This window comes from Pseudomonas sp. NPDC012596, assembly GCF_042902325.1.
GTDB lineage: Bacteria > Pseudomonadota > Gammaproteobacteria > Pseudomonadales > Pseudomonadaceae > Aquipseudomonas.
This window is the reverse complement of the sequence record NZ_JBIBEB010000005.1, coordinates 40,434-64,322: the sequence shown is the minus strand read 5'-3', so window position 1 is coordinate 64,322 and position 23,889 is coordinate 40,434. Positions and strand designations below refer to the sequence as shown.

The window sequence follows — 23,889 nt, the reverse complement described above, 5'->3', positions numbered from 1 at the left end:
TCTCCAAATTTTCTATAGGTCAGGCTTCTTGAAGTCTGGCCTTTCCTGCTTCTGCAGGGGTCTTACGTTAACTACGCTCGTTGTGACGGGAGCCGTATGTCAATACCACGCTTGAAACCCTACCTATCGATGTTCGCCGCCGTGCTCATGCTCGGTCAGGCGCTCACCGCCCAGGCCGCGGAAGCCCTGCCGGACTTCACCACCCTGGTCGAGCAGGCCTCGCCGGCCGTGGTCAACATCAGTACCAAGCAGAAGCTGCCGGACCGCCGCATTGCCGCCGGGCAGATGCCGGACCTCGAAGGCCTGCCGCCGATGTTCCGCGAGTTCTTCGAGCGCAACATACCGCAGCAGCCGCGTTCGCCGCGGGGTGATCGCCAGCGCGAGGCGCAGTCGCTGGGCTCGGGTTTCATCATTTCCAGCGATGGCTATGTGCTGACCAACAACCATGTGGTCGCCGATGCCGATGAAATCATCGTCCGCCTTTCTGACCGCAGCGAAATGCAGGCCAAGCTGGTCGGCACCGACCCGCGCACCGACGTGGCGCTGCTGAAGGTCGAGGGCAAGAACCTGCCAACGGTGAAACTGGGCGACTCCGAGAAGCTCAAGGTGGGTGAGTGGGTGCTAGCCATCGGTTCGCCGTTCGGCTTCGACCATTCGGTAACCAAGGGTATCGTCAGTGCCAAGGGGCGTACCCTGCCCAATGACACCTATGTGCCGTTCATCCAGACCGACGTGGCGATCAACCCGGGTAACTCTGGCGGCCCGCTGTTCAACATGAATGGTGAGGTGGTGGGTATCAACTCGCAGATCTTTACCCGTTCGGGCGGCTTCATGGGCTTGTCGTTCGCCATTCCGATCGACGTGGCCATCGATGTCTCCGATCAGCTGAAGAAAGACGGCAAGGTCAGCCGTGGCTGGCTGGGTGTGGTGATCCAGGAGGTCAACAAGGACCTGGCGGAATCCTTCGGCCTCGACAAACCGGCCGGTGCCCTGGTGGCGCAGGTGCTGGAAGACGGCCCGGCCGCCAAGAGCGGCCTGCAGGTGGGTGATGTGATCCTGAGCATGAACGGCCAGCCGATCGTCATGTCGGCTGACCTGCCGCACCTGGTCGGTACCCTCAAGGATGGCGCCAAGGCCAAGCTGGAGATCATTCGCAATGGCAAGCGCCAGAATCTGGATGTGACCATTGGCGCGATGCCAGATGATGATGCCGATATCGCCACCGGGACCGGCGCCGACGGCAGCGCCGAGCGCAGCAGCAACCGCCTTGGTGTGTCTGTCTCGGACCTGACCGCCGAGCAGAAGAAATCGCTGGAGCTCAAAGGCGGCGTTGTGATCAAAGAGGTTCAGGACGGCCCGGCAGCGATGATCGGCCTGCGTCCGGGTGATGTCATCAGCCACCTGAACAACCAGGCGATCGCTTCGGCCAAGCAGTTCACCGAAATCGCCAAGGACCTGCCGAAGAACCGCTCGGTTTCCATGCGTGTGCTACGCCAGGGGCGGGCGAGCTTCATCACCTTCAAGCTAGCGGAATAAGCTGGTCTGCAGGTAGGAAAGGGCAGCTTCGGCTGCCCTTTTTCATGAGTCTTCACAATTATTTGCCGGAGTCGGCCTGTATCGTGCGTCAGAGGAATCTCCCATATCCCTGCTGGTTGAGGTACAATTCCCGGCTATTTTTCGGCGGGCGTCCGGCTCGCAGCCTTTTCCGAGTGTTGACCCGTGAGTGATTTGAGTCATATCCGCAATTTCTCCATCATCGCCCACATCGACCATGGCAAGTCGACGCTGGCCGACCGTTTCATCCAGATGTGCGGCGGCCTGTCGGCGCGCGAAATGGAAGCGCAGGTCCTCGATTCCATGGACCTGGAGCGCGAGCGCGGGATCACCATCAAAGCCCACAGCGTCACGCTTCACTACAAGGCACTGGACGGCAAGACCTACCAGCTGAACTTCATCGACACGCCTGGCCACGTTGACTTCACCTATGAAGTTTCGCGCTCGCTGGCTGCCTGTGAAGGCGCACTGCTGGTGGTGGATGCCGGCCAGGGCGTTGAAGCCCAGTCCGTCGCCAACTGCTACACCGCCATCGAGCAAGGCCTCGAAGTGATGCCGGTGCTGAACAAGATGGACCTGCCCCAGGCCGACCCGGACCGCGTCAAGGACGAGATCGAGAAGATCATCGGTATCGACGCCACCGACGCCGTGGCCTGCAGCGCCAAGAGCGGCATGGGCGTGGACGAGGTGCTCGAGCGCCTGGTGCACACCATTCCCGCGCCCGAAGGCGAGATCGATGCACCGCTGCAAGCGCTGATCATCGACTCCTGGTTCGACAACTACCTGGGCGTGGTCTCGCTGGTGCGTGTGCGCCAGGGCCGCGTCAAGAAGGGTGACAAGATCCTGGTCAAGTCCACCGGCAAGGTGCACCTGGTCGACAGCGTCGGTGTCTTCACGCCCAAGCATACCCAGACCGCTGATCTGAAAGCCGGTGAAGTAGGCTTCATCATCGCCAGCATCAAGGACATTCACGGTGCACCGGTCGGTGACACCCTGACCCTGTCCTCGACCCCCGAGGTCGAAGTGCTGTCAGGCTTCAAGAAGATCCAGCCACAGGTCTATGCCGGCCTGTTCCCGGTCAGCTCCGACGACTTCGAGGACTTCCGCGACGCCCTGCAGAAGCTGACCCTGAACGACTCGTCGCTGCAGTACATGCCGGAAAGCTCCGACGCACTGGGCTTTGGCTTCCGCTGCGGCTTCCTGGGCATGCTGCACATGGAGATCATCCAGGAGCGCCTGGAGCGCGAATACGACCTGGACCTGATCACCACCGCCCCGAGCGTGATCTACGAGCTGGAGCTCAAGACCGGCGAAACCATCATCGTCGACAACCCGTCGAAGCTGCCTGATGTCTCGTCCGTCACCGATTTCCGCGAGCCGATCGTCACCGCGACCATTCTGGTGCCGCAGGAACACCTGGGCAACGTCATCACCCTGTGCATCGAGAAACGTGGCGTACAGCGCGACATGCAGTTCCTCGGCAGCCAGGTGCAAGTGCGTTACGACATGCCGATGAACGAGGTAGTGCTGGACTTCTTCGACCGCCTCAAGTCCACCAGCCGCGGCTATGCTTCGCTGGACTATCATTTCGATCGTTACCAGTCGGCCAACCTGGTCAAGCTGGATGTACTGATCAACGGCGACAAGGTCGATGCCCTGGCATTGATCGTGCACCGCGACAACGCGGCCTATAAAGGCCGTGCGTTGACCGAGAAGATGAAGGAGCTGATCCCTCGGCAGATGTTCGATGTGGCGATCCAGGCAGCTATCGGCGGCCAGATCATTGCGCGGACAACCGTCAAGGCGCTCAGAAAGAACGTACTGGCCAAGTGCTACGGTGGTGACGTCAGCCGTAAGAAAAAGCTGCTGGAGAAGCAGAAGGCCGGTAAGAAACGCATGAAACAGGTGGGCAACGTGGAGATTCCACAAGAAGCCTTCCTCGCCGTGCTCAGGTTGGATAGCTAGGTCCTATGTCGCTAAATTTCCCGCTGTTGCTCGTCATCGCCGTAGCCGTTTGCGGTCTGTTGGGTTTGATCGATCTGCTGTTCCTGGCCCCGCGCCGGCGGGCAGCGATCGCCAACTACCAGGGTAGCGTCACCCAGCCAGAAATGGCCGTGGTCGAGCGCCTGAACAAGGAACCGTTGCTGGTCGAGTACGGCAAGTCGTTCTTCCCGGTGCTGTTCATCGTGCTGGTGTTGCGTTCGTTCCTGGTCGAGCCGTTCCAGATCCCTTCCGGGTCGATGAAGCCGACCCTGGAAGTGGGCGATTTCATCCTGGTGAACAAATTCTCCTACGGTATTCGCCTGCCGGTGATCGACAAGAAAGTCATCGAAGTCGGTGACCCGCAGCGCGGCGATGTGATGGTGTTCCGCTACCCAAGCGACCCTAACGTCAACTACATCAAGCGTGTGGTTGGCCTGCCGGGCGACCAGATCCGCTATACCAACGACAAGCGGTTGTACGTCAATGGTCAGCCGATCGCCGAGCAACTGGTCGGCGCCGAGCCAGGCACCCTGGGCAGCGCCGAGCTGTACAAGGAAAAACTGGGCGAGGCCGAACACCTGATCCGCAAGGAAATGACCCGTTATCGCATGCCGCCGGACCAGCAATGGACCGTGCCAGCCGGCCATTACTTCATGATGGGCGACAACCGCGACAACTCCAACGACAGCCGTTACTGGGATGACCCGAACATTCCCAAGGAACTGCACGGCATGGTTCCGGACCGGAACATCGTCGGCAAGGCCTTCGCGGTCTGGATGAGCTGGCCAGAGCCCAAACTCAGCCACTTGCCCAACCTGTCGCGGGTCGGCCTGATCCATTGATACCCATCGGCGCTGTCCAGCAGACAGCGCCGAATGCATTTCTGACATAGGCTGTGTTCTCAGGGATCGAGAGTTTCGTTGCTCGCCGCGACGGGCCACAGCCAAACAGTCTTTCAGGAAGTTGATTTGAACAACGCGTTGAACAACCAACGGGTGGCTGCATGAGTGCTTCCCTTGCCCGTCTCGAGCGCAAGCTCGGTTACACCTTCAAAGACCAGGACCAGATGGTGCTGGCCCTGACCCATCGCAGCTATGCCGGGCGCAACAATGAGCGCCTGGAGTTTCTTGGCGATGCCATTCTCAACTTCGTCGCCGGCGAGGCGCTGTTCGAGCGCTTCCCGCAGGCCCGCGAAGGCCAGCTGTCGCGCCTGCGCGCGCGGCTGGTCAAGGGCGAGACCCTGGCCCGCCTGGCCCGGGGCTTCGACCTGGGTGAGTACTTGCGTCTGGGCTCCGGTGAGCTCAAGAGCGGCGGTTTCCGTCGCGAGTCGATCCTGGCGGATGCCCTCGAAGCCCTGATCGGTGCCATCTACCTGGATGCCGACATGCAGACCGCTCGCGAGCGCGTGCTGGCCTGGTTGACCGACGAGTTCGACAGCCTGACCCTGGTCGACACCAACAAAGACCCGAAAACCCGCCTGCAGGAATTTCTGCAGTCGCGTAGCTGTGAGCTGCCTCGTTACGAGGTCGTGGACATCCAGGGCGAACCGCACTGCCGTACCTTCTTCGTCGAATGCGAAGTGGTGCTGCTGAACAACAAGAGCCGTGGCCAGGGCGTGAGCCGGCGTATTGCCGAGCAAGTCGCCGCCGCCGCTGCATTGATCGCCCTGGGCGTGGAGAATGGCAATGACTGAGAACAATCCGACCCGCTGCGGCTACGTGGCCATCGTCGGCCGCCCCAACGTGGGCAAATCGACCTTGCTCAACCACATCCTCGGGCAGAAGCTGGCGATCACCTCGCGCAAGCCGCAGACCACCCGTCACAACATGCTCGGCATCAAGACCGAGGGTGATGTGCAGGCGATCTACGTCGATACCCCGGGCATGCACAAGGCTAACGACAAGGCCTTGAACCGCTACATGAACCGCAATGCCTCGGCCGCGTTGAAAGACGTCGACGTGGTGATTTTCGTGGTTGACCGTACGCGCTGGACCGACGAAGACCAGCTGGTGCTCGAACGCGTCCAGTACGTGACCGGCCCGTTGATCATTGCGGTCAACAAGACCGACCGCATGGACGAAAAGGCCGACCTCATCCCGCATCTTCAGTGGCTGCAGGAGCAACTGCCGAATGCCGAGGTCGTGCCGATTTCCGCTCAGCAGGGTCACAACCTCGAATCGCTCGAAGCCCTGATCGCCAAGCACCTGCCGGAAAACGACCACTTCTTCCCGGAAGACCAGATCACCGACCGTAGCAGCCGCTTCCTGGCCGCCGAGCTGGTGCGCGAGAAGATCATGCGTCAGCTGGGTGCGGAGCTTCCGTACCAGATCACCGTGGAGATCGAAGAGTTCAAGCAGCAGGGCCATGTGCTGCATATCCACGCTCTGATCCTGGTGGAGCGTGACGGGCAGAAGAAGATCATCATTGGCGACAAGGGCGAGCGCATCAAACGCATCGGTTCCGACGCGCGCAAGGACATGGAAACCCTGTTCGACGCCAAGGTCATGCTCAACCTCTGGGTCAAGGTCAAAGGCGGGTGGTCCGACGACGAGCGCGCCCTGCGTTCGCTGGGCTACGGCGACCTGTAACCCCCATCAGTGGCCCGGATTTATCCGGGCTTCTGCTTTCAGGCCAATCCCATGGAACAACCTGTCGGCCAGCCGGCCTACGTGCTGCACAGCCGTGCCTACAAGGAAACCAGCGCACTGGTGGACTTCTTTACACCGCAGGGCCGCCTGCGCGCGGTGTTGCGCCGCGCTCGGGGCAAGGGTGGCAGCCTGGTACGGCCGTTCGTGCCGCTGGAAGTGGAGCTGCGCGGGCGTGGCGAGCTGAAGAACGTCGGGCGCCTGGATAGCGTCGGTATAGCCGCCTGGTTGCATGGTGATGCGCTGTTCAGCGGGCTGTACCTGAACGAATTGTTGATGCGCCTGCTGCCTGCCGAAGCACCCCAACCCGAATTGTTCGAGCATTACGCCCTGACCCTGCAGGCGCTGGCGGCCGGGCGTGCGCTCGAGCCGCTGTTGCGCTCTTTCGAATGGCGCCTGCTGGAAGATCTGGGCTATGCCTTCGCCCTGGACCATGACGTCAATGACGCGCCCATAGAAGCCGAAGGCCTGTACCGCCTGCGGGTCGATGCCGGCCTGGAACGCGTGCACTTGCTACAGCCGGGCCTGTTCAACGGCGTCGAGCTGTTGGCCCTGGCCCAGGCCGACTGGGAGGCCCCCGGCGCCTTGCTCGCGGCCAAGCGCCTGATGCGCCAGGCACTGGCCGTGCACCTGGGGCCAAAACCACTGGTCAGCCGGGAACTGTTTCGCAAGCGCTGAGCACATCGTATGCTGTGGGGCTAAATCTTCAGGAGAGCTTTCGTGACTCACAGCAACCGCATGCTTCTCGGCGTCAACATCGACCACGTGGCAACTTTGCGCCAGGCCCGCGGCACACGTTACCCGGACCCTGTCAAAGCGGCGCTGGACGCCGAGGAAGCGGGTGCCGACGGCATTACCGTGCACCTGCGCGAAGACCGTCGGCATATCCAGGAGCGCGACGTGCTGGTGCTCAAGGACGTGCTGCAAACGCGCATGAACTTCGAGATGGGCGTCACTGAAGAGATGATGCTGTTCGCCGAAAAGATCCGCCCGGCGCATATCTGCCTGGTACCCGAAACCCGTCAGGAGCTGACCACCGAAGGCGGGCTGGACGTGGCGGGTCAGGAGGCACGGATCAAGGCTGCGGTGGAGCGCCTGGCGCGCACCGGCGCTGAAGTATCGCTGTTCATCGATGCCGACGAGCGGCAGATCGAAGCCTCGCGCCGCGTTGGTGCACCTGCCATCGAGCTGCACACCGGCCGTTATGCCGACGCTGAAACCCCCACCGACGTGGCTGAAGAGCTCAAGCGTATTGCCGATGGCGTCGCCTTTGGCGTTGGCCAGGGGCTGATCGTCAATGCCGGCCATGGCCTGCACTACCACAACGTGGAGGCAGTGGCGGCGATCAAGGGCATCAATGAACTGAACATCGGCCATGCGCTGGTGGCCCATGCGCTGTTCGTCGGCTTCAAGGCGGCGGTGGCGGAGATGAAGGCACTGATAGTGGCAGCTTCGCGCTGAATTCATTTTGTCAGTACCGGCCCTATCGCCGGCAAGCCGGCTCCCACACCTTGAGCGCGGCGCGTTACCTGTGGGAGCCGGCTTGCCGGCGATGAGGCCTGAACTGACAACAACCTATTCGGTTCGAAACACCAGCGAAAACCGGGTAGGTCCTGTGGGACTGCTGATCACCTCAACGCGCCCCCCATGCAGCTGCATGATCGACTTTACGATCGCCAGCCCCAGCCCGGTTCCGCCCTCCAGCCGTGAACGCCCCGACCCCGCGCGGTAGAACCGCTCGAACAGCCGCAGTTGATGTTCATCGGCAATCCCCAGCCCCTGGTTGGCCACCCATAGCCAGACCTCTTCGCCATGGCGTTCGATGCCCAGGTTTACTTCATGGTCTTCAGGGCTGTGCCGAATCGCATTGCTCAACAGGTTTGACAGCGCTCGCTGGAACATCAACCTGTCCGCCAGCGCTGTGCCCCAACCCTGCAGCCGCAGCGTCAGCCGTTTGTGTTCGGCGCTGAAGGCAAACAGCTCCATCACCTGTTCAGCCTCATCCGCCAACGCCAGCGGCTTGAGCGCCACCCGCGCCTGCGGCTGGCTGACCTGGGCGAGGAACAACATATCGTTGATGATGCGGTTGAGCCGGGTCAGTTCCTCGACGCTGTCTTCGAGCACTTCGCGGTAGTTTTCGCTGTCCCGCTCGCGGGCCAGGGTTACCTGGGCCTTGCCCATCAAATTGCTCAACGGCGTACGCAGTTCATGGGCGAGGTCATCGGAGAACTGCGATAGCTGGCTTACACCTTGGTCCAGGCGGTCGAGCATCACGTTGATGCCGTGGGCCAGCTCGGCAAGCTCCAATGGCAACCCGTTGTCGGGCAGGCGGTGCTGCAGATCGTGCGCGGACACCTGCCCGGCAATTCGCCGGAACTTGCGCAGCGGCTTGAGGCCACGCTGCATCAGCCACCACGCGCCAGCGCCAATCAGCACCAGCAGCAGCGGCAGGGCGAGCAGGGTAGAGCGCAGGTAGGCCTGCAGCAGGTCGCTGTCGTCGGCGCGGTCGAGTGTCATCATCACCCGCACCGGCGTGTCGTCGCGCAGGCGCATCAGGCGGGTCGCGGTCAGCAGCTGCTTGCCGGTGCTGTCGCGCCATTCGTGGTAGCTCAGGCGCGCCTCGGCGCGCAGTTCGCCCACGCGCGCTTCCAGCGCCGGGCCGAGGCTGAGCAGGTGCGGGTGGCGGCCATCGAGTGCCCGTACGGTGAGGCTGAGGTTGTCGTGGCCCATCACCAGGTCGAGCAGCGGGTGAGCGCGGGTGCCGAGGTCTTCACTGCGCAGGTCGACCCGCAAATTGTGCTCCACCTGCAGCATCTTGCGGGCCAGGTCCTTGCGCGCGCGGCTGTCCAGTTCATGGTCGAGGGCAAAGACCGCCAGGCAGGCCAGCAGCAGAACGAGCGCAGCGCCCATTAGGGTAACGCTCAGGCCAAGGCGCACGGACAGGCTGGCCTGCTTCACGCGCGCGCTTCCAGCACGTAGCCAACGCCGCGCAGGGTGTGGATCAGCTTGTCTTCGAACGGGTCGTCGATCTTCGCCCGCAGGCGGCGGATCGACACCTCGACCACGTTGGTGTCGCAGTCGAAATTCATGTCCCACACCAGCGAAATGATCTGGGTACGCGACAGCACCTCACCGCTCTGACGCATCAACAGGTGCAGCAGGGCGAACTCCTTGGCCGTCAGGTCGATGCGTTGCCCGGCGCGGTAGGCGCGGTGGCGGCCGGGGTCGAGTTCCAGGTCGGCAACGCGCAGGGTGCTGGGCTGCAGTTGCTGATCGTTACGGCGTAGCAGGCTGCGGATGCGCGCCAGCAGTTCGGGAAACTCGAACGGCTTGAGCAGGTAGTCGTCGGCACCCAGGTCTAGCCCCTTGACCCGATCGGCCAGGCGGCCGTGGGCGGTGAGCATCATGATGCGCGTGGCCGATTCGGCGCGCAGGCGCTGCAGTACGGTCCAGCCATCGAGTTCGGGCAGGTTGACGTCGATAATGACCAGGTCATAGGGCTGTTGGCGTGCCAGGTGCAGGCCGTCGATGCCGGTGTGGGCGCAGTCAACCACATAGCCGTTTTCGCGCAGGCCTTGCTGCAGGTAGTCGGCGGTACGCAGTTCGTCCTCGATGATCAATAGGCGCATGGCGGGCTCAGGGTGGTAAAAGGGGGGCGATTCTTCACCCTGTAGCAGGATCAGGGTCAAGCGGCAGGATGTTACGGCATGAGAACGGCCGAGTGACGCAGATAACAGATTTGTAACCCGTGTGTTATCGGGCTGTTCCACATTGCAGGACTGTAATACCCGCCTCACCTTGCCGTTACCTACGCCTCGCTAGCATTACCCCATCTGATCGGTTATCACGAGGCAACCACGATGAACCTGAGCAAATACCTGCTGCTGGCAATCCTCGCCCTGGGCAGCGCCAGCGCCTACGCCGAAGGCGGTGCCGAACGCTCCCGCCAGTTCTGGCAAGCCTTCCGCGAAGATCAGCAACGCCTGCACGGCGACAAGCAGCAGGCAGTGGCCGAGCGCGAGCGCAAGGCGCAGGAAAAAGCCCGCGAGGTAGCGAAGGACTAGTACGGCACCACCCTGTGCCGCGTCTGCTCCTCGGCACAGGTGTGTTCAGGCGCCCGGATCGGCGCCTTTTTTATTTGCGCGCCACCAGTGTGGCGCGGCGCGGGGCCGGGAGGCCTTCGATGGTTTTGCTGTGGTCGTTCGGGTCGAGGAAGTCGCCCAGCGACTGGTAGCGCATCCAGTCGGTGCTGCGCTGCTCCTCGACGCTGGTCACGCTGACATCCACGCAGCGCACATCGCTGAAGCCGGCGCGGCGCAACCACCGCTCCAGCGCAGGCACCGAAGGCAGGAACCAGACGTTGCGCATCTGCGCATAACGGTCTTCGGGCACCAGCACCTGCTGCTCGTCGCCTTCGATAACCAGGGTTTCCAGCACCAGTTCGCCGCCTTTGACCAGGCAGTCCTTCAGCGCCAGCAAGTGCTCGATGGGCGAGCGGCGGTGGTAGAACACGCCCATGGAAAACACCGTGTCGAAGCCTTCGAGGTTGGCCGGCAACTCTTCCAGTGCAAAGGGCAGGTGCCAGGCGGGCAGGTCGGGCAGGTATTGCTGCACGGCCTGGAACTGGCAGAAGAACAGCCAGTTAGGGTCGACGCCGATGACCATGTCGGCGCCGGCACCGAGCATGCGCCACTGGTAGTAACCGTTGCCGCAGCCGACATCGAGCACGCGTTTGCCCCTGAGGTCCAGGTGCGGGCCGACACGCGACCACTTCCAGTCCGAGCGCCACTCGGTGTCCACATGCACGCCGAACAGGTCGAACGGCCCTTTGCGCCAGGGCGACAGGCCCATCAGGGCTTCACGCATCTGCATGCGCGTGGCGTCGTCACACTCGCAGTCCAGGCGCAGGCCGTTGACCAGGTCGATTTCGCTTGGCTTCACGGCCGGCAGGGCATCCAGTGCACCGCGCCAGCGGTCGAGGTCGCCGTGGCCTTTTTCCAGTTTGGCTTGCAGTTGTGCTTGCAGGCCTTGCGACCAGCAAGCCAGCGGCGTGCCCGCCAGGCGGCGGACGAGTGGGGACAGATCAATCATGGCAGGGCTATCAGCGAGGCGAAGTTAAGGCATTGGAACCACGGCACCACCTTGCTGAAGCCCGCAGCGCGCAGGCGCTCGGTATGGGCTTGCAGGGTATCGGGCCTCATCACGTTCTCGATGGCGCTGCGCTTCTGGGCAATTTCCAGTTCGCTGTAGCCATTGGCCCGTTTGAAGTCCAGATGCAGGTCGTTGAGCAGGGTCTGCTCCTCGTCATCGGCAAACCGCAGTTTCTCCGAGAGGATCAGCGCACCGCCGGGCAGCAGGGCCTGGCGGATACCGGCGAGCAGCGCCAGGCGTTGCTCGGGGGCGATGAACTGCAGGGTGAAGTTCATGGCCACCACCGAGGCGGGCTCGAAGGGCAGGGCGAGGATGTCCGCTTCCAGCACCTGCACCGGCAGCAGCTCCTGGAACATCGAGTCCTGGGCGGTGAGGTATTGGCGGCAGCGTTCGACCATGGCCGCCGAGTTGTCCACGGCAATCACCCGGCAGCCTTCGCTGCGCACGTGGCGGCGCAACGATTGGGTGACGGCGCCCAGCGACGCGCCGAGGTCATACAAGGCGGTGTTCGGCTGGGCGAAGCGCGCCGCGAGTACGCCGAGGTTCTCGACGATGGTGGGGTAACCGGGCACCGAGCGCTTGATCATGTCCGGAAACACGCGCACCACGTCTTCGTTGAACACGAAGTCGGGGACTTGCTCCAAAGGCTGGGCGAAAAGGCGGTCGGGCTGTTTGCTCACGGTGAATCCAGGCGGCTGACAAGAGGCAGGGCCGGCATTCTAGCCAAACCGCGACAAGGATGCATGGTTGGCTGACCAGCGCTGTGCGATCAGTAGACCTGCACGGCGCAATCGAAGGTCTGCACCGGGCGAACTTCCGGGGCCCAGGGCTGCTGGTAGACCAGCACCAGGTGACCCTCACCGGCGGCACGGGCTTCGAAGCGCCAGGTGGAGATACCCGCGCTGCCGACGATCCCTGCGTCCTCAGGGGCGCTGTACACCTCGGGGCCAAGGCTGCGCAAGACGTTCGAGGCCGGGTTCTGCACCAGCCAGCGGTAGCCGGTTGTGGGGTTGCTGGGCAGGGTCAGCGTCAGGCTCTGGCCTACCTGCAGGCGCTGTGGGCATTCGCTTTCGGCATCGAGTTCTACCGGCTGCCTGGGTTGATGGGCGCAGGCGGTCAGCAGGGCAAGGCTCAGGGGAACGAGCAGACGAGCAGTAGTCATGGTGGCTCCGAAGGCTGTCGATGGCCTGAGGATAACCGAAGCAGGTGCAGTTTTGTGCTGGCACTTCTGGCCTCATCGCCGGCAAGCCGGCTCCTACAGGTACGGCGCCACGCTCAAGGGCAGCGCTGTACCTGTGGGAGCCGGCTTGCCGGCGATGAGGCCAGTGAGGTTAGAACAATATTTTCGCCACGTCGGCAAAGCGCTTGGCGAAGTGGACGGTCAGGCCTTCACGCAGGTACTCCGGCAATTCTTCGAAGTCACCACGGTTTGGCTCCGGCAGGATCAGCTCGAAGATTTTCTGACGCCGCGCCGCGATCACCTTCTCGCGCACGCCGCCAATCGGCAGCACCTGGCCGGTGAGGGTCAACTCGCCGGTCATCGCTACGCCTTTTTTCGGCGCTTGGTCGCGGGCCAGCGACAGCAGTGCGCTGGCCATGGTGATACCCGCACTCGGGCCATCCTTGGGGGTAGCGCCTTCAGGTACATGCAGGTGAATGAACGCCTCGTTGAAGAAGCTCGGGTCACCGCCAAACTGCTTGAGGTTGGAGCTGACATAGCTGTAGGCGATTTCGGCAGATTCCTTCATCACGTCACCCAGCTTGCCGGTGAGCTTGAAGCCGCGGTTCAGCGTATGGATGCGGGTTGCCTCGATCGGCAGGGTCGCGCCACCCATGCTGGTCCAGGCAAGGCCGGTAATCACGCCTTTGCCAGCCAGCACCTGCTCACTGCGGAACACTGGCATGCCGAGCGCGGCCTCCAGGTCCTTGGTGCCGATCTTTAGCTTGGCATCCGGGTCTTCCAGCAGCCTGACCACAGCCTTGCGCACGAGCTTGCCGAGCTGTTTTTCCAGCTGGCGCACGCCGGCTTCGCGGGCGTAACCCTCGATTACCAGGCGCAGGGCACTGTCGCTGATGCTCAGGCTGTTTTTCGACACGCCGGCCTTTGCCAGCTGCTTGGGCCATAGGTGGCGCTTGGCGATGGCCAGCTTTTCTTCAGTGATGTAGCCGGACAGGCGGATCACTTCCATGCGGTCGAGCAGCGGGCCGGGGATCGAGTCCAGGGTGTTGGCGGTGCACACGAACAGCACCTTGGACAGGTCCAGGCGCAGGTCCAGGTAGTGGTCGAGGAAATCGACGTTCTGCTCGGGGTCGAGGGTTTCCAGCAGGGCCGAGGCCGGGTCGCCCTGGTAGCTCTGACCCATCTTGTCGATCTCGTCGAGCATGATCACCGGGTTCATCACCTCGACGTCCTTCAGCGCCTGCACCAGCTTGCCCGGCTGGGCGCCGATGTAGGTGCGGCGGTGGCCCTTGATCTCGGCTTCATCGCGCATGCCTCCGACGCTAAAGCGATAGAACGGGCGGCCGAGCGATTCGGCGATAGACTTGCCGATGCTGGTCTTGCCCACGCCGGGTGGGCCCACTAGCAGTACGATCGAGCCGCTGATCTCGCCCTTCCAGGCGCCAACGGCGAGAAACTCGAGAATACGTTCCTTGATGTCATCCAGGCCGGCGTGGTGCTGGTCGAGCACCTTGCGCGCATGCTTGAGGTCAAGTTTGTCCTTGCCATACACGCCCCAGGGCAGGGCGCTGGCCCACTCCAGGTAGTTGCGGGTGACGGCGTATTCGGGGGAGCCGGTTTCGAGGATGGCCAGCTTGGCCATTTCTTCGTCGATACGCTTCCTGGCCTGCTCCGGCAGCGTCTTGCCTTGCAGGCGCTGCTCGAACTGCTCCAGGTCGGCGCTGCGGTCGTCCTTGGTCAGGCCCAGCTCCTGCTGGATGACCTTGAGCTGTTCCTTGAGGAAGAACTCACGCTGGTGCTCGCCGATCTGCCGGTTGACCTCTGCGGAGATCTCGTTCTGCAGGCGTGCGACCTCGACTTCCTTGCGCAGCATCGGCAAGACCTTCTCCATGCGCTTGAGCATGGGCACGCAGTCGAGCACTTCCTGCAGCTGGTTGCCGGTGGCCGAGGTGAGCGCTGCTGCAAAGTCGGTGAGCGGCGACGGGTCATTGGGGCTGAAGCGGTTGAGGTAGTTCTTCAACTCCTCGCTGTACAGCGGGTTGAGCGGCAGCAGTTCCTTGATCGCGTTGATCAGGGCCATGCCGTAGGCCTTGACCTCGTCGGTCGGCTCGCTCGGCTGGCGCGGGTATTCGACCTCGACCAGGTAGGGCGGGCGATGGTGCTTGAGCCAGGTGCGGATGCGCACCCGGGTCAGGCCCTGGGCGACGAACTGCAGTTTGCCGTTTTCACGGCTGGCGTGGTGCACTTTGACCAGGGTGCCGTACTCCGGCAAAGCCGAAGTGTCGAAATGGCGGTGGTCTTCTGGCGGGGTGTCCATGAAGAACAGGGCCAGGCAGTGGTCCTGTGACTTGGCAACCAGGTCGAGGGTTTCGGCCCAGGGCTCTTCGTTGACGATAACCGGCAGCACTTGGGCCGGGAAGAACGGGCGGTTGTGGATCGGGATCACATGCACCTTGTCCGGCAAACGTTGGCCGGGCAGGGCGAGGGCGTGGCCATGGCCGGTTTCGGCCTGGGCATCGAGGTGTTCGATTTCGCTGTGTTCGTCAGGTTGTTCCGGGAAATCCTGCTGGTCGCTCATGGTGCACCTGCGTGAATGACTATGGTGCTTAGATGGGGCGCGGGGGGATGGGTTTCAATGGTAGACGAAGGGAGGAGGGGAGGGGTTTCATCTTCGCTGGCCTGCGCCGGCCTCATCGCCGGCAAGCCGGCTCCCACAAGTACGGCGCAGCGCTTGAATACAGCGCCGTACCTGTGGGAGCCGGCTTGCCGGCGAATGCGGCGGTAAGGTCACCGCCGCAGCTGAAGATTACTCAGCGAGTTTGTAAGCGATGATGTAATCGCCCATCTTGGTGCCCAGCGAGCCGTGGCCGCCGGCGACGATCAGCACATACTGCTTGCCGTCCTTGCCGGTGTAGGTCATCGGCGTGGCCTGGCCACCCGCTGGCAGGCGGGCTTTCCACAGCTCCTTGCCGTTGTTCACGTCATAGGCGCGCAGGTACTGGTCGAGGGTGCCGCTGAGGAAGCCAACGCCACCGGCGGTGACGATCGAGCCGCCCATGCTCGGCACACCCACCGGCATGCCGATCGGTACCGGGGTGCTGTCGCGGGTGGTGCCGTTCTTGCGCTTCCACACCACCTTGTTGGTGAACAGGTCGATGGCCGCCACATAGCCCCAGGCTGGCGCCTGGCAGGGCACGCCCAGCGGCGACATGAACGGGTGCATGATCACCGCGTAAGGTGCGCCAGTGTTCGGCTGCACGCCGCTGGTCTCGCTTTCGCGCTTGCTGCCGGCGGCAACCTGCTCACGCGGGACCATTTTCGACACGAAGGCCATGTAGTTGGGCGAGGTGAACAACAGCTGGCGCACCGGGTCGACCGAGACGCCGCCCCAGTTGAACACGCCAACGTTGCCCGGGTAGATCAGCGAGCCCTGCTCGGACGGCGGGGTGTACTGGCCTTCGTAGCGCAGTTCGCGGAACTGGATACGGCACAGCATCTGGTCGAACGGCGTGGCGCCCCACATGGCCTGTTCGGTCAGGTCCGGGCCGAGCAGGTTGAGGTCGGAGCGGGCCTGGGTGGGCGCGGTGTGGTCGCCTTTGACAGCGCCCTGCGGTACCGGGATCTCGCGAACCGGCACGATCGGCGTACCGTCGCGGCGGTCGAGCACGTACAGGCTGCCCTGCTTGGTCGGCACGATGATCGCGGGTTTCACGTCGTCCTTGGTCTTCAGGTGCACCAGGGTCGGCTGGCTGCCAACGTCCATGTCCCACAGGTCGTGGTGAGTGAACTGGTAGTTCCAGCGCGCCTTGCCGGTGGCCAGGTCCAGGGCGACCACGCCGGCGCTGTACTTCTCGGCGCCTGGGGTGCGGTTGGCGCCGTACTGGTCGGGGGTCTGGTTGCCCAGCGGCAGGTAGACCATGCCCAGGTCTTCATCGACGCTGGCCAGCGACCACATGTTGGCCGAGTTGCGGCTGTAGGTCTTGCCCGGGGCCAGTGGCTTGGTGTCGTCCGGGTTGTTGCTGTCCCAGTTCCAGACCAGGCGGCCATCGTGCACGTCATAGGCACGGATCACACCGGACGGCTCGTTGGTCGACTCGTTGTCGGTGACGTGGCCACCGATGATCACCAGGCTGCGGGTGACTGCCACCGGCGAGGTGGAGTAGTAGCCGCCGGCGGTGAACGGGCCGATACCGGTGGTCAGGTCGATCGCGCCCTGGTTGGCGAAGCCTTCGCAGACCTTGCCGTTGTCGGCGTTGATGGCGATCAGGCGGGCATCGGCGGTGGGCAGGTAGAGGCGGCGTGGGCAGGCCTGGGCGACGGCCTGGCCGGCGTCCGAGACTTTCGGTGCGGGGCTGCCATCGCGGCTGACGTAGCTGTTCTCGTCATAGTACGAGACGCCACGGCAGGTCATGTGGGCGAAGCCCTTGAAGGTGCCGACCGGGGTCTTGATCTGCGGGTCGTAGCGCCAGATCTCGGCACCGGTGTCCGGGTCCAGGGCCAGCACCTTGCTGTGGGCAGTGCAGGCGTAGAGCATGCCGTTGGCTTTGAGCGGCGTGTTCTCGTTGGTCAGCTCGACCGGGTCGTTGTCGGTAGGCAGGTCACCGGTGCGGATGCGCCAGGCTTCTTCCAGGCGGTAGGCATTCTGTGCGGTGATCTGGCGCAGCGGCGAATAGCGGTCGCCATGCTCGGTGCGGCCATAGGCCTGCCAGTCGCCGTCAGGCATGGCCGGCGCGGCGCTGCCCATTTCGCTGTTGTCGCGGCCCAGCTCGCCGAACACTTCGCCCGGGTGGGTGAACTGGCTGCCCAGCGCGCAGGCGCCGGAGGCCAGCACCGCGACGCTGAGCACGGCGACGTTGGCCTTGTTGGCCGGGCCAATCAGCGGGCGGCGTGCCCATGGCAGCAGCAGCACCACGCCGATGGCGAACCAGATGGCCAGGCGCGGCACCAACTGCCACCAGTCCAGGCCGACTTCCAGCAATGCCCATACCGTGCTGCCCAGCAGCACCAGGCCGTAAAGGCCCAGGCCCAGGCGGCGCTGGGCCAGCAGCAGGACGCCCGACAGGGCGAAGCCGATACCGGCGATCAGGTAATACAGCGACCCGCCCAGCTGGCTCAGCTTGATGCCGCCCGCGAGCAGGGCCAGGCCCATCAGCAACAGCAGCACGCCCATCAGGCGCGGTAGCCAGCGGCTTCCATTCTTGGCACCGTCAGTGCTCATCGTATGTTCTCCGTTAGGTGAAGGTTGTCAGAAAGTGCTTTGGATCTTCAGGCCGCCGATCAGGGCGTCGTCAACCTGCGATACCCCGCCTGGATGGCGGATGTATTGCAGGTTCGGACGCACCGTGAGCCAGTCGGCCAGGTGAATGCCGTAATAGAGTTCAGCGCTGTATTCGGTGTCCTGCACAGGCAGGAAACCTGGGTTGTCATAGTCGTAAACGCCGGCAGCCTGGTTGGCCAGGCGGGCGTTCTTGCGGTAGGCAGGGTTGACGTGCACGCGTGCGAGGGCGAAACCGATGTCGTCCTTGGCGCGGGCGTCGAAGGGGCCCTTGTATACCAGTCCTGCCTGCACATAGTTGTCGATGGCATTGGTCTTCTTGTCGTGCACCGTGGCGTTGGCGAACAGGCTCAGGCCGCGCGACTGGTCGGAGGCCAGCGAAGTGACTTGCTGCTGGGCACCGATCCACAGGCCGTGCTTGCTCGAACTGCTGCGGTAGGCGGCGCCACTGATGGCGGCCGGCTGGCCGTTGCTGTCCTTTAGAACATCCTGTGCCTTGGCATTACTGTAGTAGTACCCAGCGCGATATTCCCCTTTCAGGCCATTCAGCCGTGGGCTCCAGACCAGTTCGACCGGTATCACGGCGCCCTGGGTGCCGCTGCCGCTGAGCTTGAAGCCGTTGCCGGATTCGAGGTTGGAAGGGTTCTGCTCGAACACTCCGACCTGGGCGTAGAGCGCTTCGTTCAGGTTGTAGCGCACGCGCAGGGCCCACTGGCTGACCGGCCAGTTGTACCAGATGCCGCCCACCCAGTTGCCCACCTGCGAGCCGCAGAAGGCCAGGTTCTGGAAATCGCAGGGGAAGCTGTTGAAGTCTTCGCCTTCGCCGAAGCGGCCGAATTTGACGTCCAGTGCGCCATCGAAGTACTTCTGCTTGATCCACATCTGGGTCAGCCGCCAGGTTTCGCCACGGCCCCAGACTTCCTGAGCCGAGGTGAAGCCGCCGACGCGCGGGTCGTTGATGCGGTCGTTGCTGATGTTGTCGCCGTGGCGTTCGGTGATGGTCAGCTGCAGTTCAGTGTCTTGCCAGCCGAGGATCTTCTCCAGGTCCAGATGGCTACCGAACGTGAACTGGTCGCTGTAGCGCGCGGTGCGGTCGTGGTCGTAGCCGCCGTGCAGGTTGCTGCCCATCTCGCCGGTGTAGCCAAGGGTGAAGTCGTAGCCTTGTTCGAGCAGCTCGCTGCGCGTGCCGCCCCAGTCCCCGAGCATCCATGGGGAGTCGCTGGCGAACATTTCGCTGGCGCTGACGCTGGGCGACAGGCTGGCGGCGAGGGCGAGAAAAACTGGGCCGATGTAGCGGTTGTCAGGCATGAGATAGCGCTATCTTTTGATTATTTAAAAAATGGCAAGCGCACCGATGAGCGGGCTCTTCGATGGATATGGCGACAGATTAGGAAGTGAAGCGATTCAGCTTGCGGCGGGGAGGATATAGGGGAAGTTGTAAGAAAAAAAGACAAATTGTCGCAGTTGATTGTTGCTGGTTTGGTAACAGTAATGATTTGGGGCTGCTTTGCAGCCCATCGCCGGCAAGCCGGCTCCCACAGTTAAGGTGCGGCGAAGATCCTGTGGGAGCGGGTTCGCCCCGCGAAGGGCCCCATGCAATCAGAAGGTTGTACGCAAACCCACCTCCACACTGCGCCCCGGCGCCGGGGCGATGTCCCGCAGAATCGAGCTGGCGTAACGCACCGTCTGATCTGTCAGGTTCTCACCGCGCACAAACGCCAGCCACTGGCTCTGCCCGATATCGAAGCGATAACCGACGCTGGCCCCCAGTGTGGTGTAGCCATCGGTGCTGGTTTCATTGGCCGGTTTGCGGTGCTGCGCCGTTGCATGCTGCACATCCACCCGTGCCTGCCACCGGTCCAGTTCCCAGACCAGGCCGCTGTTCAGGCGCAGCGGTGCAATGCGTGGCAACGGCTCGCCGCTGTCGAGGTTCTTGGCCCGGGTGTAATCGCCTGACAGCTCCAGCGCAAAGCTGCCGTAGCGGTTTTCGAGCAACTGCCAGCGGTCCTGGGCCTCGATACCATAGAAGCGCGCCCGCACGCCCTGATACCGATACTCCGGGAACCCACCGTCGTCGTGATCGTGATCGTGGTCATGATCGTCCTCGCCGTGGTCGTGATCATGCCCTTCACGCACATTGCCCGTGCCGATCAAGCCGATGTAGTTGCGAAAATGGCTGTAGAACACCCCGACACTGCCCTTGTGGGTGCCGTTGTCGAAGCGCAGGGCAAGGTCGGCGGAGATCGCCTTCTCCTTGTTCAGGCTGGCATCACCGACCTCATAGGCGCCGGTGGCGACGTGGGCGCCATTGGCATACAGCTCGTAGAACGTCGGGGCGCGTTCGGTGTAGCCAAGGTTGGCGGCCAGTGCCCAGACCGGGTCGAGCTGGTACACCGCGCCAGACGACAGGCTGAAGGCGTTGAAGCTGCTGGCGCTGTCCGCGTCGACGAAGTTCTCGTTGCCCTTGGCGTCCGGGTCGACGCGAGTATGTTCAAGGCGCGCGCCGAGGCTGAGGTTGAGGCGCTCGGTGGCCTGCCATTGCTCGAGCATGAACAGCGCCAGGCTGTCGGTATCGGTGTGCGGCACGAAGGCTTCTTCACCCAGCGCCGAGAACTCGTTGCGGCTTACTTGGGCACCAATCACCCCTTCAAGCGGGCCGAGCGGTTGGTGACGGGCCTCGATACGTGCCTCGTAGCCCTTGTTCTTGAAGGTGGTGTGCACCTCGCCTTGTTCGATTTCGCTGTGTTCGTAGTCGGTGTAGCCGGCATCGACCTTGACCGAACTGAACGGGCCCTCCAGGTCCCGCAGTTCGGAGGCGAACGCGTAGTGGTCCTGCTTCATGTCCAGGCGCACGCCGGGTTCTGCGACCGAGCCGTAGTTACTGTCGTAACGGCTGTAAGACAAGCCCGCATAGCCGTGATCCCAGTGATAGGAACCACCCATTGCGCCGCCATCCTGGCGCCCGTCGCTGTTCTCCAGGCGGTGCTTGCTACCGGGTTCGTCAGCGTCGCGCACCTTCGAGCTGCGGGCGTAGCCGGGGATGCGCAGGTCGTTGAACTGGCGGCTATTGGCATCCAGGTGCAGGGCGAAGGTGCCGTCGCCCGCTTCCAGCTTGCCGGCGCTGCTGCGGGTGGTGTCGGCGCCGCCGTAACGCAGCTCGCCGGCGCCATGGATGCCGTCGATCGGCGAGTCGGGGATGCGATTGTCGAAGGTGTTGACCACGCCACCGATGGCGTTGCCGCCATACAGCAGGGCGGCCGGGCCACGGACGATTTCGACGCGCTCGACGGTGACCGGGTCCAGCGGCACCGCGTGGTCGTAGGACAGTGCCGAGGCATCCAGGGCGCCGACGCCGTTACGCAGGATGCGGATGCGGTCGCCGTCCAGGCCACGGATCACCGGGCGGCTGGCGCCAGGGCCAAACCAGGTAGAGGCGACACCCGGCTGTTTGTTGAGGGTTTCGCCGAGGCTGCCGTGCTGTTGCTGCAGCAGGTCGTCACCTTCGAGCACAGTGCTGGGGGCGGCTAGCTGGCGGTTGCCCAGCGGGTTGGCGGTGATCACCTGGGGTTCGAGTTCCACGGCCTGGCTGGGTGATGAAGCGAGCCAGAGGGCGACGGCGAGGGGTGAGAGGCGTAGGGGAGAGCACAACATGGAAAGTGACGGTCCTTGGCAGATGCTTGTTTGTTGTTACAATATAACATCACTATTTCAGCACAGAGGTTTCGCCGTTTGCCAGCTGTTTTTGCATTGGCATCTGCTGCATGCCCTTCGCCACTACACTCGTGTAAGGTGCGCATCTTTCCAACGCTGGAGCACTGGCATGAGCACGGCCCAACACAACGCGCTGCACGGCAAGACCCTCGAACAGATCCTCAACGAGCTGGTGGCGCACTACCAATGGCAGGGCTTGGCCGAGCGCGTGGATGTGCGTTGCTTCAAGAGCAACCCGAGCATCAAGTCGAGCCTGGCTTTCCTGCGCAAGACGCCCTGGGCGCGTGAGAAAGTCGAGCAGTTGTACGTGAAGCTGCAGCGCAACGCCTGAGATGCCGCGTCGTCCGTGGCTGACCCTGGCCGCTGTGCTCGGCTGGCTGGGCCTGACCGTGCAGGTATACCTGGTGCTGCTGGCGCGCTGGCAGGAGCAGGCCAGCCTGATTGGCGGGCTGATCAATGTGTTCGGCTATTTCACGGTGCTGACCAATACCCTGGTGGCGACGGTGCTCAGCTATGCGGCCTTCGGGCGCGAGTGTGGCGCGAAGCGTTTCTTCCTTTCGCCCTCGGTGAGCTCTGCGGTCGCTGCCAGTATCGTGCTGGTGGCGCTGGCCTACAGCGTGCTACTGAGGCACCTGTGGCAACCGCAAGGTTGGCAGTGGCTGGCGGATGAGTTGCTGCACGATGTGATGCCTGCGCTGTACGTCCTGTACTGGTGGTTCGAGGTGCCCAAAGGGCATCTGCGCCTTTGGCACCTGGCGCTTTGGGCGCTGTATCCGGCTGTTTATTTTGGTTATGCGCTGTGGCGTGGCAGCGAGATCGGGGTTTACCCGTACCCGTTCATCGATGTGGCGACCCTGGGGTATGGGCAGGTGATGCTCAATGCGCTTGGCATGCTGGCGGGGTTCTGGGTGATTTCGCTGGTGTTGCTGGGGCTGGATCGGTGGCGTGGGTGGCGGTTGCGTGATATTGCTTAGCTTGTGCCGGCCTCATCGCGGGCAAGCCCGCTCCTACAGGATCTCCACAGAACCTGTAGGAGCGGGCTTGCCCGCGATGAGGCCAGTACCGGCGCGACAGACTATTCGTCGTCTGCAGTCCCATCAGCTCGCCAGTAGGCAGCTGCCTTGAGCGCATCTTCAGCAGCACCCTTTTCCAGCAGCAGCGCTTTGACCTGCCGCGTCAGCGACTTCTCCAATGCCACCCAGCTGTAGAGTTTCCCTTCAGGCAAGCTCAGCCCCTGCAGCACCGCCAGCAAGTCTTCCTCGCGCTTGACCCAGATGATTTCCACCTCAGCCTTGCTCGGCAGCGGCTGGCGTTCCTGCTCATCCTCGATCTGGACCACCGCCACCACACGTCGCCCGGCTGGCAGTTCCTCAAGGCGTCGCCCGATCGCCGGAATGGCCGTTTCATCGCCAATCAGCAGGTAGCTGTCGAAGATATCCGGCACCACCATCGAAGCACGGGGGCCGGCAATGTTCAGCGTCTGCCCCGGTGCCGCCTGCGCGGCCCAGGTTGAAGCGGGGCCATCGCCGTGCAATACGAAGTCGATGTCCAGTTCATGGGCGACGAGGTCGATACGCCGTGGGGTGTACTCGCGCATGGTCGGCCGGGCACCGCCGTCGCGGCCCAGGTTGCGGGCGTCGATGGCCTGCTGTTGCTCGGCGGTTTCGGCGAACAGCAACTTGATGTGGTCGTCGCTACCCAGGCTGGTGAAGCCCTGCAGTTCGGGGCCGCCGAGGGTGATGCGGCGCATGCGCGGGGTCAGGTCGGTAACCCGCAGCACCTGCAGGCGACGCTGGCGGATTTCGTGGTTGACGCGGTGAATGGTGTCACTCATGGGCGTTCTCCATGGCAGGTTCGGCCGGCCCGGAGGCGATGGCCTTGGCGGTATCGTTGAGCAGCGTGCGGACCCGTTCGATCTCGTCCGGGCTCCAGCGGCCGCTGTGCATGTGCAGGGCATGGCGCAGGTTGCCGACCGCTTCATGAATCTCGGGCGGGCGGTCGTGGCCGCGCAGGGCGCGCTTGCTGACTTCGATGCGCATGCGCACGCCGTCGAGGGCCACGGCCTGGCCGGTGAGGGCCGTGCGGCCGGCTACGGTGATGGCGTAAAGGCGTTTGCTGCCCTGCACCTCGCCACTGATCAGCTCGGCCTCTTCGAGAAAGTTGAGGGTGGGGTAAATGACCCCGGGGCTGGGCGTGTAGCTGCCGTCGAACAGGTTCTCGATCTGGCGGATAAGGTCATAGCCATGGCCAGGCTGCTCGGCCAGCAGCGACAGCATCAGTAATTTCAGGTCGCCCGGGGCGAATACCCGCGGGCCGCGTTCACCGCGGCCGGGGCGACGCTCGAAGGGGTCGTGGGTGGAATGGTCGCGCATCGAAGACGGGCTCCGTGT

Annotated in this window: 21 protein-coding genes; 10 read left to right on the top strand and 11 right to left on the bottom strand. The window is 63.3% G+C overall.

What is annotated here, in order from left to right; genetic code table 11:
• Nucleotides 1-96 precede the first annotated feature (96 nt).
• The 7 genes from ACFY68_RS08130 to pdxJ all read left to right on the top strand — a co-directional run bounded on the left by ACFY68_RS08130 (nt 97) and on the right by pdxJ (nt 7,643).
• Complete coding sequence (locus tag ACFY68_RS08130) at nt 97-1,536, top strand: DegQ family serine endoprotease (protein WP_387525423.1); 1,440 nt, start codon at nt 97-99, stop codon at nt 1,534-1,536.
• A gap of 183 nt (nt 1,537-1,719) precedes the next feature.
• A complete protein-coding gene (lepA, locus tag ACFY68_RS08125; protein ID WP_346614474.1) occupies nt 1,720-3,519 on the top strand; it encodes a translation elongation factor 4 in 1,800 nt (599 codons plus the stop codon).
• A 5-nt stretch (nt 3,520-3,524) separates the two neighbouring features.
• Nucleotides 3,525-4,379: a signal peptidase I gene (gene lepB / locus ACFY68_RS08120; protein ID WP_346614473.1), complete on the top strand. Its 855-nt coding sequence runs from the start codon at nt 3,525-3,527 to the stop codon at nt 4,377-4,379.
• 161 nt (nt 4,380-4,540) lie between these two features.
• Complete coding sequence (gene rnc, locus ACFY68_RS08115; protein ID WP_346614472.1) at nt 4,541-5,230, top strand: ribonuclease III; 690 nt, start codon at nt 4,541-4,543, stop codon at nt 5,228-5,230.
• Entirely contained in the window at nt 5,223-6,125 is a 903-nt protein-coding gene (era, locus tag ACFY68_RS08110) for a GTPase Era (protein ID WP_387525419.1), read from the top strand. Before rnc ends, era begins: the two co-directional genes overlap by 8 nt.
• A 51-nt stretch (nt 6,126-6,176) precedes the next feature.
• Entirely contained in the window at nt 6,177-6,860 is a 684-nt protein-coding gene (recO, locus tag ACFY68_RS08105) for a DNA repair protein RecO (protein WP_387525417.1), read from the top strand.
• A 60-nt stretch (nt 6,861-6,920) separates the two neighbouring features.
• Nucleotides 6,921-7,643: a pyridoxine 5'-phosphate synthase gene (gene pdxJ / locus ACFY68_RS08100; RefSeq protein ID WP_387525869.1), complete on the top strand. Its 723-nt coding sequence runs from the start codon at nt 6,921-6,923 to the stop codon at nt 7,641-7,643.
• A 114-nt stretch (nt 7,644-7,757) separates the two neighbouring features.
• On the opposite strand, the gene ACFY68_RS08095 is transcribed toward pdxJ, so the two are convergent.
• Nucleotides 7,758-9,140, bottom strand: coding sequence for a heavy metal sensor histidine kinase (locus tag ACFY68_RS08095; protein ID WP_387525414.1), 1,383 nt, complete (start codon nt 9,138-9,140; stop codon nt 7,758-7,760).
• The gene (locus tag ACFY68_RS08090; RefSeq protein ID WP_387525411.1) at nt 9,137-9,811 is read right to left on the bottom strand and encodes a heavy metal response regulator transcription factor; all 675 of its coding nucleotides are present in this window, start codon (nt 9,809-9,811) and stop codon (nt 9,137-9,139) included. The genes ACFY68_RS08095 and ACFY68_RS08090 overlap by 4 nt, the downstream gene beginning before the upstream one ends.
• Nucleotides 9,812-10,042: 231 nt before the next feature.
• On the opposite strand from ACFY68_RS08090, the gene ACFY68_RS08085 reads away from it, so the two are divergent.
• Nucleotides 10,043-10,246 (top strand): hypothetical protein, encoded by a 204-nt coding sequence (locus ACFY68_RS08085; RefSeq protein WP_387525408.1) that lies wholly within the window; start codon nt 10,043-10,045, stop codon nt 10,244-10,246.
• Nucleotides 10,247-10,316: 70 nt separating this feature from the next.
• On the opposite strand, the gene cmoB is transcribed toward ACFY68_RS08085, so the two are convergent.
• The 7 genes from cmoB to ACFY68_RS08050 form a co-directional block, all read right to left on the bottom strand.
• Nucleotides 10,317-11,273, bottom strand: coding sequence for a tRNA 5-methoxyuridine(34)/uridine 5-oxyacetic acid(34) synthase CmoB (gene cmoB, locus ACFY68_RS08080; RefSeq protein ID WP_387525405.1), 957 nt, complete (start codon nt 11,271-11,273; stop codon nt 10,317-10,319).
• Entirely contained in the window at nt 11,270-12,013 is a 744-nt protein-coding gene (gene cmoA, locus ACFY68_RS08075) for a carboxy-S-adenosyl-L-methionine synthase CmoA (RefSeq protein ID WP_346614464.1), read from the bottom strand. The genes cmoB and cmoA overlap by 4 nt, the downstream gene beginning before the upstream one ends.
• 89 nt (nt 12,014-12,102) lie before the next feature.
• Nucleotides 12,103-12,495, bottom strand: a complete 393-nt coding sequence (locus ACFY68_RS08070) for a protease inhibitor I42 family protein (RefSeq protein ID WP_387525402.1) — start codon at nt 12,493-12,495, stop codon at nt 12,103-12,105.
• Nucleotides 12,496-12,664: 169 nt separating this feature from the next.
• Nucleotides 12,665-15,091, bottom strand: a complete 2,427-nt coding sequence (gene lon / locus ACFY68_RS08065) for an endopeptidase La (protein WP_346614462.1) — start codon at nt 15,089-15,091, stop codon at nt 12,665-12,667.
• Between the two features lie 228 nt (nt 15,092-15,319).
• A complete protein-coding gene (locus ACFY68_RS08060) occupies nt 15,320-17,731 on the bottom strand; it encodes a glucose/quinate/shikimate family membrane-bound PQQ-dependent dehydrogenase (RefSeq protein ID WP_387525399.1) in 2,412 nt (803 codons plus the stop codon).
• Nucleotides 17,732-17,758: 27 nt separating this feature from the next.
• Nucleotides 17,759-19,096 (bottom strand): carbohydrate porin, encoded by a 1,338-nt coding sequence (locus ACFY68_RS08055; RefSeq protein ID WP_387525396.1) that lies wholly within the window; start codon nt 19,094-19,096, stop codon nt 17,759-17,761.
• A gap of 291 nt (nt 19,097-19,387) precedes the next feature.
• Complete coding sequence (locus ACFY68_RS08050; RefSeq protein ID WP_387525393.1) at nt 19,388-21,439, bottom strand: TonB-dependent receptor; 2,052 nt, start codon at nt 21,437-21,439, stop codon at nt 19,388-19,390.
• 169 nt (nt 21,440-21,608) lie between these two features.
• Here ACFY68_RS08050 and ACFY68_RS08045 point away from each other — a divergent pair, with 169 nt between their 5' ends.
• The gene (locus ACFY68_RS08045) at nt 21,609-21,830 is read left to right on the top strand and encodes a VF530 family protein (RefSeq protein WP_346614458.1); all 222 of its coding nucleotides are present in this window, start codon (nt 21,609-21,611) and stop codon (nt 21,828-21,830) included.
• Nucleotide 21,831: 1 nt separating this feature from the next.
• Nucleotides 21,832-22,473: a Pr6Pr family membrane protein gene (locus ACFY68_RS08040; protein ID WP_387525390.1), complete on the top strand. Its 642-nt coding sequence runs from the start codon at nt 21,832-21,834 to the stop codon at nt 22,471-22,473.
• A 101-nt stretch (nt 22,474-22,574) separates the two neighbouring features.
• Here ACFY68_RS08040 and ACFY68_RS08035 read toward each other — a convergent pair whose 3' ends face one another.
• Together ACFY68_RS08035 and ACFY68_RS08030 are read right to left on the bottom strand one after the other, a co-directional pair.
• A complete protein-coding gene (locus ACFY68_RS08035; protein WP_387525387.1) occupies nt 22,575-23,333 on the bottom strand; it encodes a siderophore-interacting protein in 759 nt (252 codons plus the stop codon).
• Nucleotides 23,326-23,871: a PadR family transcriptional regulator gene (locus ACFY68_RS08030; protein ID WP_387525384.1), complete on the bottom strand. Its 546-nt coding sequence runs from the start codon at nt 23,869-23,871 to the stop codon at nt 23,326-23,328. The genes ACFY68_RS08035 and ACFY68_RS08030 overlap by 8 nt, the downstream gene beginning before the upstream one ends.
• Between the last annotated feature and the right edge of the window lie 18 nt (nt 23,872-23,889).